This is a genomic window from Bradyrhizobium ottawaense, assembly GCF_900099825.1.
GTDB lineage: Bacteria > Pseudomonadota > Alphaproteobacteria > Rhizobiales > Xanthobacteraceae > Bradyrhizobium > Bradyrhizobium ottawaense_A.
This window is the reverse complement of the sequence record NZ_LT629693.1, coordinates 4,363,635-4,375,867: the sequence shown is the minus strand read 5'-3', so window position 1 is coordinate 4,375,867 and position 12,233 is coordinate 4,363,635. Positions and strand designations below refer to the sequence as shown.

At 63.4% G+C, this 12,233-nt stretch carries 10 protein-coding genes; 4 read left to right on the top strand and 6 right to left on the bottom strand.

Annotated elements, in window-relative coordinates:
* Nucleotides 1–48: 48 nt before the first annotated feature.
* Nucleotides 49–480 (bottom strand): hypothetical protein, encoded by a 432-nt coding sequence (locus tag BLR13_RS20460; protein ID WP_074820148.1) that lies wholly within the window; start codon nt 478–480, stop codon nt 49–51.
* Nucleotides 481–649: 169 nt separating this feature from the next.
* Between BLR13_RS20460 and BLR13_RS20455 the strand changes: the two genes are divergently transcribed.
* Complete coding sequence (locus BLR13_RS20455) at nt 650–943, top strand: GIY-YIG nuclease family protein (protein WP_074820150.1); 294 nt, start codon at nt 650–652, stop codon at nt 941–943.
* A gap of 65 nt (nt 944–1,008) precedes the next feature.
* On the opposite strand, the gene BLR13_RS20450 is transcribed toward BLR13_RS20455, so the two are convergent.
* The gene (locus tag BLR13_RS20450) at nt 1,009–1,239 is read right to left on the bottom strand and encodes a hypothetical protein (protein ID WP_074820152.1); all 231 of its coding nucleotides are present in this window, start codon (nt 1,237–1,239) and stop codon (nt 1,009–1,011) included.
* Nucleotides 1,240–1,444: 205 nt separating this feature from the next.
* On the opposite strand from BLR13_RS20450, the gene BLR13_RS20445 reads away from it, so the two are divergent.
* The 3 genes from BLR13_RS20445 to rocF all read left to right on the top strand — a co-directional run bounded on the left by BLR13_RS20445 (nt 1,445) and on the right by rocF (nt 6,183).
* Complete coding sequence (locus BLR13_RS20445) at nt 1,445–3,958, top strand: glycogen/starch/alpha-glucan phosphorylase (protein WP_074820156.1); 2,514 nt, start codon at nt 1,445–1,447, stop codon at nt 3,956–3,958.
* A 293-nt stretch (nt 3,959–4,251) separates the two neighbouring features.
* Nucleotides 4,252–5,067 carry an acyl-CoA thioesterase gene (locus BLR13_RS20435; protein ID WP_074820159.1) on the top strand — a complete coding sequence of 272 codons (816 nt, stop codon included), beginning with the start codon at nt 4,252–4,254 and terminating at the stop codon, nt 5,065–5,067.
* Between the two features lie 141 nt (nt 5,068–5,208).
* Nucleotides 5,209–6,183, top strand: coding sequence for an arginase (gene rocF, locus BLR13_RS20430; protein ID WP_074820161.1), 975 nt, complete (start codon nt 5,209–5,211; stop codon nt 6,181–6,183).
* A gap of 87 nt (nt 6,184–6,270) precedes the next feature.
* On the opposite strand, the gene BLR13_RS20425 is transcribed toward rocF, so the two are convergent.
* From BLR13_RS20425 to BLR13_RS20410, 4 genes are all read right to left on the bottom strand, one after another.
* Complete coding sequence (locus BLR13_RS20425; protein WP_074820164.1) at nt 6,271–6,636, bottom strand: hypothetical protein; 366 nt, start codon at nt 6,634–6,636, stop codon at nt 6,271–6,273.
* A 170-nt stretch (nt 6,637–6,806) separates the two neighbouring features.
* Complete coding sequence (locus tag BLR13_RS20420; protein WP_074820166.1) at nt 6,807–8,420, bottom strand: phosphoenolpyruvate carboxykinase; 1,614 nt, start codon at nt 8,418–8,420, stop codon at nt 6,807–6,809.
* A gap of 276 nt (nt 8,421–8,696) precedes the next feature.
* Nucleotides 8,697–11,291 carry a CHAT domain-containing tetratricopeptide repeat protein gene (locus tag BLR13_RS20415; protein ID WP_074820168.1) on the bottom strand — a complete coding sequence of 865 codons (2,595 nt, stop codon included), beginning with the start codon at nt 11,289–11,291 and terminating at the stop codon, nt 8,697–8,699.
* Nucleotides 11,292–11,392: 101 nt separating this feature from the next.
* On the bottom strand, nt 11,393–12,127 hold the full coding sequence (locus tag BLR13_RS20410) for a HugZ family protein (protein WP_074820170.1): 735 nt from the start codon (nt 12,125–12,127) through the stop codon (nt 11,393–11,395).
* Nucleotides 12,128–12,233: the final 106 nt, after the last annotated feature.

The following is a 12,233-nucleotide window of genomic DNA, read 5'->3' as shown; positions in this document are numbered from 1 at the left end:
CCATGCAAAGTAGGCTCGTCGCCCGAATGAGCGCAATTACGGCGGAAACTACCTTCCGACGATGACGCCGATCACGTTCGGCGCCGACAGATATTTCTCCTCGATCGCCGCGCGCGACGCCGCGCGGTTTTCCGGCGTCAGCAATCCCCGCTTTTCGGCGAGAATCATCCAGCAATAGCCCCACCAGTCGGTCAGCATGCCCTGATCGTCGACGAGGTCGTAGCCCTGCTCGGCGGCGAAGATGCGCGCATGCGCTTCGTCCAGCGTGTCGAGCCAGGCGTGGTCCGCGACGGAGAACAGATCGTCGCTGAAATCGTCCGTGGTGTAGCCCCACACCGACATGCAGACGGCGTTGAACTCGCGATCAATGGCGTCGTCGTCGACGGCCTGCCGGCGCGAGGTCTGATGCAGCCGCGACAGCGAGCGCGCGAAGTCGGCGATGCGGGTAAGGGCGAACTGATCGAAGGCGATGGTGGACATGTAGTCCTCACAAACTCGGATAGACCATAGATATTGTGTCGGCATTGCGCCGAATCACAATGATATATCAAGTACTTGCTAAAGTGTTCTTAATTTGTTCCTTTTTCCCTCATCGTCGTCCCGGCGAAGGCCGGGACCCATAACCGCCGCGGTTTGATGGGTGCCATCGATGAGCAAAGCGAGAGCCTACTACGTCTACATCCTCGTCAGCGGCCAGCACGGTACGCTGTACATCGGCGTCACAAATAATCTGCGGGCACGGTTAGAGCTGCATCGCGCTGGTCGAGGATCACGCTTTGTGCAGCAGTACAAAGTGTATCGGCTCGTTCACGTGGAGACGTTTGCAACAGCCCTCGAAGCGATTGCACGCGAGAAGCAGCTAAAGAATTGGCAGCGCAAGTGGAAGATTCGATTGATCGAAGAAAACAATCTGGATTGGGATGATCTTTCCCATCTGCTCTAAAAGCGCCGGTTATGGGTCCCGGCCTGCGCCGGGACGACGGTCAGCGGTTGGACTGCGTAATCCCCTCACATCGCCGACAGCAGCTTGTCGCCGCAATAGTTGGGGTAGAATTTTCCGCCGCATTGCCGCTTGATCGACGCACAGCGCGCGGCGGGCGAGGCGTTGGCGGGGACGCTGAAGGAGCAGCTCAAGCCGTCGGCGCTCTTGCCGGCCATGCCCGCAGCGAAGGCGGCGCTGGTGGCGCTGATGCAGAATAACAGCAGTACGGCGGCGGCGATCTCGATCATCAATCTCATGGCCGATTCCTCCCTAAACTGTCGCGATCTCTCGGCTTTCCCGCCCGATCCTAGCACCAAATCGGATCGCGCGGAGGCCACGAAATCGGCCCGGTCCTTGCATAAAAACATACCAGCGCAGTGCACAACAATCCCCCTCCGCGGTTCCGATTGTCGTGCAAGGCGCGTATCGTTTGTATGAGTCTCAACCGCAGGGATTGAAGCGTTGCAAGAACAATTCCCAGGGAGTTACCCGGTGCCCGGCCAGCCGGTCGACGAGCTGGCGCTGGCCGAGATCAAGGGCGCGATCCTCGCCAAGCTCCGGCTGGCGATCGGCAAGGACGCCGGCATGGCGACCAAGCGCGACTGGTACAAGGCCGCCGCGCTGGCGCTGCGCGACCGCATCGTGCACCGCTGGCTGATGGCCGAAAAGGCGAGCTACGACGCCGGCCGCAAGCGCGTCTATTACCTCTCGCTCGAATTCCTGATCGGCCGCCTGTTCACCGACGCGCTGAACAATATGGGCCTGCTGCCGGTGTTCGAGGCAGCCCTCGGCGACCTCGGCGTCGGGCTCGATGATTTACGCAAATGCGAACCGGACGCGGCGCTCGGCAATGGCGGCCTGGGAAGGCTCGCGGCGTGCTTCATGGAGAGCATGGCGACGCTCGCCATCCCCGCCACCGGCTACGGTATCCGGTACGATTTCGGCCTGTTCCGCCAGATCATTTCGCAGGGCGTGCAGCACGAATATCCGGACGAATGGCTCGGCTTCGGCAACCCCTGGGAATTCCAGCGGGCGGAGGTGATCTATCACATTCATTTCGGCGGCGAGGTCGAGCATGTCGACGACCGCGGACGCGATCGCGCCACCTGGCGTCCGACCGAGACCGTGCAGGCCGTCGCCTACGACACGCCGATCGTCGGCTGGCGCGGCCAGCACGTCAACGCGCTGCGGCTATGGTCGGCGCGCGCACCCGATCCGCTGCGGCTGGACGTCTTCAACACCGGCGACTATCTCGGCGCCGTCGCCGAGGAAGCGCGCGCGGAATCGATCTGCAAATTCCTCTATCCGAATGACGAAAGCCCGGCCGGCCGCGAGCTGCGGCTGCGGCAGGAATATTTCTTCGTCTCGGCTTCGCTGCAGGACCTGATCAAGCGGCATCTCGCCTCCGACGGGCAGTTGCGCAGCCTCGCCTCCAAGGTCGCGGTGCAGCTCAACGACACCCATCCGAGCCTCGCCGTCACCGAGCTGATGCGCATCCTGGTCGACCTGCACAACTTCCGCTGGGACGAGGCGTGGAAGATCACGGTCGACACGCTGTCCTACACCAATCACACGCTGCTGCCGGAAGCACTGGAAACCTGGCCGGTCGAGTTGTTCGAACGGCTGCTGCCGCGGCATCTCGAAATCATCTACCGCATCAACGGCCAGCATCTGGCGCTGGCCGACCAGCGCTGCCCCGGCGACATCGATTTCCGCGCCTCGGTATCGCTGATCGACGAAAAGTCCGGCCGCAGGGTCCGGATGGGACAGCTCGCTTTCGTCGGCTCGCATCGCATCAACGGCGTCTCGGCGATGCATTCCGACCTGATGAAGGAGACCGTGTTTCACGATCTCAACCATCTCTATCCCGGCCGCATCACCAACAAGACCAATGGCATCACCTTCCGCCGCTGGCTGATGCTGGCCAATCCCCGCCTGACCGGCCTGTTGCGCGAGGTCTGCGGCGAGGCCGTGCTCGACGATTTCTCGCTGTTCGAGCGGCTCGAAGCCCGCGCCAGCGACAATGCGTTCCAGCAGCGTTTCCGCGACGTCAAGCACCACAACAAGCTGGCGCTGGCGCGGCTGATCGGCGAGCGGCTCAGCATCAATGTCGATCCGTCGGCGCTGTTCGACATCCAGATCAAGCGCATCCACGAATACAAGCGGCAACTGCTCAACATCGTCGAGACCATCGCGCTGTACCAGGCGATCAAGGACGAGCCGCAGCGCGACTGGGTGCCGCGCATCAAGATCTTCGCCGGCAAGGCCGCCGCGAGCTATCGCACCGCCAAACTGATCATCAAGCTGATCAACGACGTCGCCGAGGTCGTCAACAACGATCCCGTGGTCGCCGGACGGCTCAAGGTCGTGTTCCTCGCCAACTACAATGTCAGCCTGGCCGAAGTGATCATCCCCGCCGCCGATCTGTCCGAGCAGATTTCGACCGCGGGCATGGAGGCATCCGGCACCGGCAACATGAAATTGTCGCTCAACGGCGCGCTGACCATCGGCACGCTGGACGGCGCCAACATCGAAATCCGCGACCATGTCGGGCCTGAGAACATCGCGATCTTCGGCATGGAGGCCGGCGACGTCATGGTCCGGCGCAAACAGGGCCTCGACGCGACCGACGTGATCAGCCGCTCGCCGCGGCTGGAACGCGCGATCCGCGCCATCGAGAGCGGTGCGTTCGCACCGGACGATCCCTCCCGGTTCGCTTCGATCGGACACATGCTGCGCTATCTCGACCACTACATGGTCTGTGCCGATTTCGATTCCTATTACGAAGCGCAGCGCGGCATCGACGCGCGCTGGCAGGTGGTGCCGGCCTGGACCCGCGCCTCGATCCTCAACGTGGCGCGGATGCCGTGGTTTTCCTCCGACCGCACCATCCGCGAATATGCCGAGGACATCTGGAACGTCCCGGTGCGCGCGGCGGCGTCCGGCCTGCTGGAGGCGCGTGAGGCGATGCGGTAGTACAGCCTCTCCGTCCCGTCGTCATGCCCGGCCTTGCGCCGGGCATCCACGTCTTACTGTTGGACCGCAAGAAAGGCGTGGATGGCCGGGACAAGCCCGGCCATGACGATTACTTCCGACGTCATTGAATTTCGCAAAGCGCGCGTGATACTGCGCATTGGACAAAGATCGTCATTGCCTGCAACAAACGCGAAGCGTTTGTGCAAGGGAGCGATAGCGACGAAGCAATCCATACTTGCTTTGTCGCTTCTGGATTGCTTCGCTTCGCTCGCAATGACGGAAAAGAAGGCCCCATGCTCACCAAGACCCCGCACCTCTTTGACGACGCCACCCAGGTCACCGCCGGCGACAGTTGCTGGCAGGGCAAGACCAGCCCGGACTACTGGGCCTTTGTCGGCCCGTTCGGCGGCTGCACGGCGGCGACCGTCCTGCGCGCCTTGATCGACCATCCGCAGCGTGCCGGCGATCCGCTGTCGTTCACCGTCAATTTCTGCGCCCCGGTCGCGGAAGGCGGCTTCGATCTCGACGTTCGCCTGGTCAAGGCCAACCGTTCGTCACAGCACTGGAGCGTCGAGATGACGCAGGCCGGCGGCGAGGTCGCGACGCTGGCGACTGCCGTGTTCGCCGAGCGCCGGCCGTCATGGTCGCACGCGCAAGCGCCGTTTCCGGATACCAAACCGTACGAGCAAACCCTGCCCTACGCCAAGATCGCCGCTCCCTGGGTCAAGCAGTATGATTTCCGCTTTGTCGAGGGCGAGCCGAGTTGGCCGACGACCAGCTCGGCGCCGCCGAACTCGTACTCCAAACTGTGGATCGGCGATCGCGTGCCGCGCAAGATCGACGCACTTTCGCTGATGTCGATGTCGGATGCGTTTTTTGGCCGCATCTTTCATGCCAAGCGCGAGCTGGTGCCGTTCGGCACGGTGTCGATCACGACTTACTTCCACGTCGATGCCGGCGACCTCGAGGCCGAGGACATCACGCGGGTTCTGGCGGTTGCCGACGCAAAAATTTTCCACAAGAGCTATGGCGACCAGAACGGCGAGTTGTGGTCGCCGTCGGGGCGCCTGCTCGCGACCACGACGCAGATCGCCTATTTCAAGGCGTAGTGGAACCTGCAATTCTGTTCGGCACTTCGTAGGGTGGGCAAAGGCGAGCTATGCGCCGTGCCCACCGTCTGAATCGTGTCTTGTGAATGGTGGGCACGCTTCGCTTTGCCCACCCTACGATTTCATCGAGAGTCAGGCCTGATGTCCAAAACCAACACAAGCAAGTCGCGGATCGCCCTGCTCGGCATCCCCATCGAGATCGGCGCCTCGCAGGCCGGCACGCTGATGGGGCCAGCGGCGCTGCGAACCGCAGGCATCGGCCGCATCCTCGACCAGCTCGGATTTCGCGTCGAAGACCATGGCGACATGACAGCGCCCGGCATCGCGCCAGCGGAAGCACCGGCGCCGTCAAACGCCAGATTTTACGATGAGATCAAGGCCTGGATCCGTGCGCTTAGCGACCGCAGCTTCGATCTGGCGCGCTCCGGCGCGGTCCCGATCTTCCTGGGCGGCGATCACTCGCTCTCGATGGGCTCGGTGAACGGCGTCGCACGCCACTGGCAGCAACAGGGCCGGCCGCTGTTCGTGCTGTGGCTCGATGCCCACGCCGATTACAACACGCCGGACACGACGATCACCGGCAACATGCACGGCATGTCGGCGGCCTTCCTCGCCGGCGAGCCCGGCCTCGACGGGTTGCTCGGCGGCGGGCCGCGCGCTTCTGTCGGCCCCGACCGGATCGAACTGTTCGGCGTCCGCTCGATCGACCCGTTGGAAAAGAAACTGGTGGCCGAGCGCCGCGTCGCGATCGCCGACATGCGCGCGATCGACGAGTTCGGCGTCGGCGTGCTGATCCGCAAGGTGATCGAACGGGTGCGGGCGCAGAACGGCGTGCTGCATGTCAGCTTCGACGTCGACTTTCTCGATCCCGCGGTGGCCCCCGGCGTCGGCACCACGGTGCCGGGCGGCGCCACCTACCGCGAGGCGCATCTCATCATGGAGCTGCTGCACGACTCTGGTCTGGTGCGATCGGTCGATATCGTCGAGCTCAATCCGTTTCTCGACGAACGCGGCCGCACCGCGCGCGTGGCGGTCGAGCTGATCGGCAGCCTGTTCGGATTGCAGATCACCGACCGTCCGACGCCGAGCAACGCTGTATTTCCGGACAACACCTGACAATAGCGTTTTCGAGTGAAAGCCTGCCCCGGACTTGATCCGGGGTGGACGCCGGTTCGCGTAAAGAAAACGCGAAAACAAAGAGCCTCAACTGGCCAGCGCCGCACTGCCCTGGACAAGGCTGGTATTGCCGGACGCGGGATCGGTGACCACGTTCCCAACGGTCGCCGTCCCCTGCGCCGTAAGCGTGAACTTGGTGTCGCCGATCCGGAACGAACTATCCTTGATCAGGACGCTTTGATACCGAACGGTCGAACCGCTCTGATACTTTACCTGCGCGCGAAATCCGTTGACCTGCGAGACGGAGATCTCGAATTTCTGGTTGTTCGAATAGGTGCCGTTCCAGGTGCCCTGATAGAGCGTGGGATCGACATTGGTATAGGGCGTGTTCGACGGCGTATTCTGCGACGCCGAGGAGTAGCTGCTCTGGAGAATGCTCATGATGTCGCCCATGTCGACGTTTTCCTTAACCTGCAATCCGCGATGGGCTACTTGCAGGTGAGCGCGGTTAACGAGGGTTTGATCGCCGTGTCGGGATGTTGCCGTGATGGCGCTGGAAACATTCTGAAATAAAAAGGGCGGCTCACCGAGCCGCCCTTTTTTAAATGATGGACGATTGAGCCTTACTCGGCCGCCAGCTTGAGGTCCGGCGCGGCGGCGCGGACATCGGCGTCGACCTGGGCTTCGAACTTGGCAAAGTTCTTCTGGAACATGCCGACCAGCGCACGCGCGGTCTTGTCGAACTCGGCCTTGTCCTTCCAGGTGTTGACCGGATCGAGGATCTCGCTCGGCACGCCCGGCAACGCGGTCGGCACCGCGAAACCGAAATACTTGTCGGTGCGGAATTCGACGTTGCGCAAGCTACCGTCGAGCGCCGCGGTCAGCAGCGCGCGCGTCACCTTGATCGGCATCCGACTGCCGGTGCCGTATTTGCCGCCGGTCCAGCCGGTGTTGACCAGCCAGCAGTCGACATTGTGCTTGGCAATCAGCTCACGCAGCATGTTGCCGTAGACGGAGGGGTCGAGCGGCAGGAACGGCGAGCCGAAGCACGTCGAGAATTCCGGCTGCGGCTCGTTGCCGAGGCCGCGCTCGGTGCCCGCGACCTTCGCGGTGTAACCGGACAGGAAGTGATACATCGCCTGCGCCGGCGAAAGTCTTGCGATCGGCGGCAGCACGCCGAAGGCGTCAGCCGCCAGCATCACCACGTTCTTCGGCTGGCCGGCGCGGCCGGTGCGCGAAGCGTTCGGGATGAAGTCGAGCGGATAGGCCGAGCGGGTGTTTTCGGTCTTCGAGCCGTCGTCGAAATCCGGCACCCGCGTATTCTCGTCGAGCACCACGTTCTCGAGCACGGCGCCGAAGCGCTTGCTCGCCGCGTAGATCTCGGGCTCGGCTTCCGCCGACAGCTTGATGCACTTGGCATAGCAGCCGCCTTCGAAGTTGAAGATGCCGTCGGAGCCCCAGCCATGTTCGTCGTCGCCGATCAGCGTCCGCTTCGGATCGGCCGAGAGCGTGGTCTTGCCGGTTCCGGAGAGGCCGAAGAAGATCGCGCTGTCGCCGTTCGGGCCGACATTGGCCGAGCAGTGCATCGGCATCACGCCCTTGGCAGGCAGATAGTAATTCAGCGTGGTGAACACCGACTTCTTCATCTCGCCGGCATAATAAGACCCGCCGATCAGGACGATCTTGCGGGCGAAATCGATCGCGACAACGTTCTCCGAACGCACGCCGTGACGTTTCGGATCGGCGCGGAAGCTCGGCAGATCGATGATGGTCAGTTCGGGCACGAAATCCTTCAGCGCCGCAGCTTCGGGCCGGATCAGCAGCGTGCGGATGAACAGCGAGTGCCAGGCGAGTTCGGTGAAGACCCGGGTCTTGATCTGGAAGGTCGGATCGGCGCCGCCGTAAAGGTCCTGCGCGAACAGCGTCATGCCTTCGGCATGCTTGAGGAAGTCGGCATAGAGCGCCGAGAACTGGTCCGGCGTGATCGACTGGTTGCCGGCCCACCACATCTTTTCGGTGGTCGCGTCGCGAACCGTGAACTTGTCCTTCGGGCTGCGGCCGGTGAAGTCACCGGTGTCGGCGCAAAGCGCGCCATCCGCGGATAGAACCGCCTCACCCGCCGACAGCGAGAATTGATAGAGCTGCGGCGCACCGAGGTTCCAATGCACCGTCTTGAGATTTTTTAAGCCGAATTTATCGGCGCCGAAGGCACCGTTGCGTAGTCCCGTCTCTTGCACGAAGAATCCTCCTCGAACCCGCGTATCTCGATCGCGCGAATGCCGCCAAACGCGCTCTGTCGCGGTGACCCTGAATATAGCCTTCCGGCCTTGGTCCGGCGACCTAATACTTGGCAACGCCGCCCTTGCCAAGCCGATCCGGCAGGTTTTGGTTTATTCCGGCTATGGCGTTGATCTGGATCAACTTGATGCCGCGCATTTCTTTCGTTTGCTTTCATGATTGCGCGACCATCCGCCGCAAGCGAGGTTTGGCGGACGACTTGCTGCAGCGCACAACTACCGTGCCCCCTCGCCAATCAGGGCAAAGGGCGCCCAAAGCGCCGGATAGGCGTTTCGCGGCGAGGACGTGTCGTTGAGATAGGCCAGCATGGCCTGCCGCAGCGCCTCGGCGCGGCCGAGCTTCGGATCGGCCTTGAGGCGATCGAAGGTCGATATCGACAGCCGGGTCGCTGCTTCCGAATTGACCGCCCAATGCGAAACCAACAGCGCCCGCGCGCCGGCATAGAAGAACGCGCGCGCCAGGCCCGACAACGCCTCGGCGCCGGGCTTGTCGCCTGCAATCGTGTTGCAGGCGGACAGCACCACCCAGTCGGCATTGAGTTTCAGTTGCGCAACTTCGCTTGCGGTGAGCAGGCCGTCGTCGAACTCCGACGGCACTTTGGGAATGCTGAGCACCAGCGACGGTTCGGCAACACCCTTCACATCACCCGCGACCAGACCATGGGTCGCGAAATAGACGATGCCATAATCGGCAAGCGCGGCGCGCTTGACCGTGGTTTCGCTGGCGTCTTCGCCGAGATGAATATCGGAAGCGGCAACGCCGAGATCCCTGGCGACGGCGTTGAGCTCGTCGGCCGTATCCGGCAGTTGCGGCAGGGCATCGACGAGCCGCGCGCGATCGACGCCGGCGCCCTGCCAGAAGTCGGTATAGGCGCCGGCTGCGAGACTCCGTGCCGCGGTCGTGGCGGAGCGCTGGCCTTTGGCGGGCTTCAAACCGGGGTTGAACAGCGGATCGCCAAAGCCGGTCATCGGCTTGCTGCTCTCCTCCTTGCGCGCCAACACGCGCAACGTTTTCAGGCTCGCAGCCGACGGCAGCACCGACACGGCCTGACGTTTGAGAAGCCAGGCGGCTTCCCGATAGCCGTCGAACGTATCCGGAATCGCAGCCGCCGGCTTCTCGGTCACCAGCAGATGGAACGGCAGCGCCGTCAACGCGCCCGATGGCACGACCAAGAGCGACGGCTTGTCCTTCACCAGCGCGTCGACCGGCGCCAGCAGCGTTCCGTACAATTCATGGGCAAGCGCCAGATCGAACAGTCCCGACTTGCCGGACGCATCACTCGCGTTGCCGACATCGAGGCCGCGGCGAAACATCGCAATCTTCTGCGACAGCGCTTCCGCGCCCAATGGAATCTGTCGCCAGTCGACCCGGTCGCGCGTCATCGCGAACACGTAGCTTTCTTTCTCCGCAACCGCGAACAGCACCAGCGCTTCATTATCGGACAGCAGCGCCTGCATCTCCCTTGCCTTCAACGGCAGCGGATTCGACAGCGCGGCGTAATCGGGAAATTCGACGGCAAAGGTCTTTTGCAGGCTCGCGCGCTCGGCGGTAATGGCCGTGAGCCGGTCGCGGCTCTTCTGCTCGGAAGCCGCGTCGCGTTTGGCGCGCTCCTTCGAGACCGCCGCGACGATCGCCTTGTCCAGCGTCCCGGCCTCATTGGCGAGATCCTGATCACGACGTACCAGTTGCGCGAGCCGGTCGGACCCGGCAGCCAGTCGCACCGCAAGCTTGTTGACGGCCGACGCCGCGGAAGACTGGGTGCCGGCCTGAACCGCGTTGAGGGCATCGTCGAGCGCCTGCCCGGCCGGCATGATCTGCTGCTGTTGCGCGGCAAGCAGCACCGGAAGCGCGACGCGCAACTGCGCGCGGCCGCCGGCGAGCGTCTTCTCGGTCAGCGGCAAGGCGTCCGCGGTGCGGCCTTGCGTTTGGTAGAGCGAAGCGAGGTTGTTCAGCGATATCGCGGCATCGGGATGGTTGGCGCCGAGGGCTGTTTCGCGGATATCGGCTGCCCGCTGGTAGAGCGGCAAGGCGTCGGCATAACGGCCCTGCCGTTCGCAAAGATCGGCCAGATTATTCAGCGAGCGCGCGACATCGGGATGGTCGCGTCCGAGTACTTTCTCGCGGATCGCCAGCGACCGCCGGATCAGCGGTTCGGCCTCGGCATAGCGGCCCTGGACCTTGTCGACCTGGCCCAGATTGTTCAAGAGCGTCGCGACCGCCGGATGCTCCGGACCCGCCGCCTTTTCATAGATCGCCAGCGCGCGTTTGAACAACGGTTCGGAGTCGCCGTGGCGGCCCAGCTTTTCGTACAGCGTCGCCAGATTGTTGAGGGATTGCCCCAAATCAGGATGACCGCTGCCGAGCGACTTTTCGCGGATCGCCAGCGCACGCTTGAACAGCGGCTCGGCGTCGGCATAGCGTTCCTGCCGCTGATACAGCGCCGCCAGATTGTTCAATGCGGATGCGATCTCGAGCGAATCCAGTCCGGCGGTCTTCTCGAGGATCGCGATCGATCGCTTGAACAGCGGCTCCGCCTCGCCATCCCTGCCCTGACTGTCGTAGAGCTGCGCCAGATTGTTCAGCGCCGCCCCGACGTCGCGGTGGGCGGGTCCGAATTTTTTCTCGAGGCTTTCCACCTGTCCCTGCGCCAGCGCCACCGCGTCGGCATATTTCCCGGCTCGGCTGAGCTCATTGATTTTGGCGCTGAGCGCGGCGCCATCTCCCTTCTGCGCCCATGAAGGCGCGCCGAGGCAGGTGCTCGACAGCAGCGCGAGACACAGCGAAAATACCAAACGATTTCGAGATTTCATGATCCGGACTTGGGTTGGCCAAACTGAAGCGGGCTTGGCTTAAGTCGCGCAACAAGCCGCGCCCGTTCAATGCCGGTCCGGCGAACCCAAGAGCTCGTTAATCAGCCCTTCGCCCGCGCCTCCCCGGCAAGACGCACCAGCATCTTGCGCAAGGCGGTGCCGCTGGTGACCCGCTCCGGGAAATCCAGCCGGAGCGTCGCGGTGCCAGCCTGCATGTCCATGCCATCCGGATCGCAGCCGGTGCAGGTCCAGTCGGCGCTCTCGGCGCCGAGCAGCCTGGTGGCATAGAGGTTCATCGCCTCGCGGTGATCCTCGTTCATGTGCGCGACAGCACCCTGCTCGGCCTCCAGCAGCTCGCCGGCATCGCCGATATCGGTCAGGAATTGCACCGGCGTGAGGTCGATGATGCGGCCGAAGCCGGCGACCAGGTGGGCGCCGGACGGGACGATCCGGAAGAACGAGAAATCCTTGAAATCGACAAAGGCTTCCGCCGACGGATGGGCGTTGAGGTAGCGCCGGCGCAGCATTCCGGCCGCTTCGCCCGCGGCCTCCTCGGCCCGGCCCGCCAGCATGATCCGGGCGCCCTCCAGCGGATCGCCCGCGGCACGCTCGTCCAGCATCAGCGACACCCGGTTGTCGGCGAGGATGTTCCTGGTATGCAGCGCCAGCCGCGAGATCAGCAGGATCGGCGAGGCGTCGGTACGGCTGGCAACATTGACCAGTGAGCAATAGGGATCGCCGCTCCCGGGCATCAGGGTCGCCAGCGCCCCCTGGCGGCTACGCCTCAGCAGCGAGCGGGCGAGCCTGGAAGCATTGAAATCCGCGGTCAGTTCCATCGTTACGATCCAGCCATCTTATTGCAAAAAGGGCCTTTTCCCGGCCAAGGAGGGTGCTATATGGGGGTACCCATCGCTCGTGGAAGCTTTTTGCGGAACTCGGTCA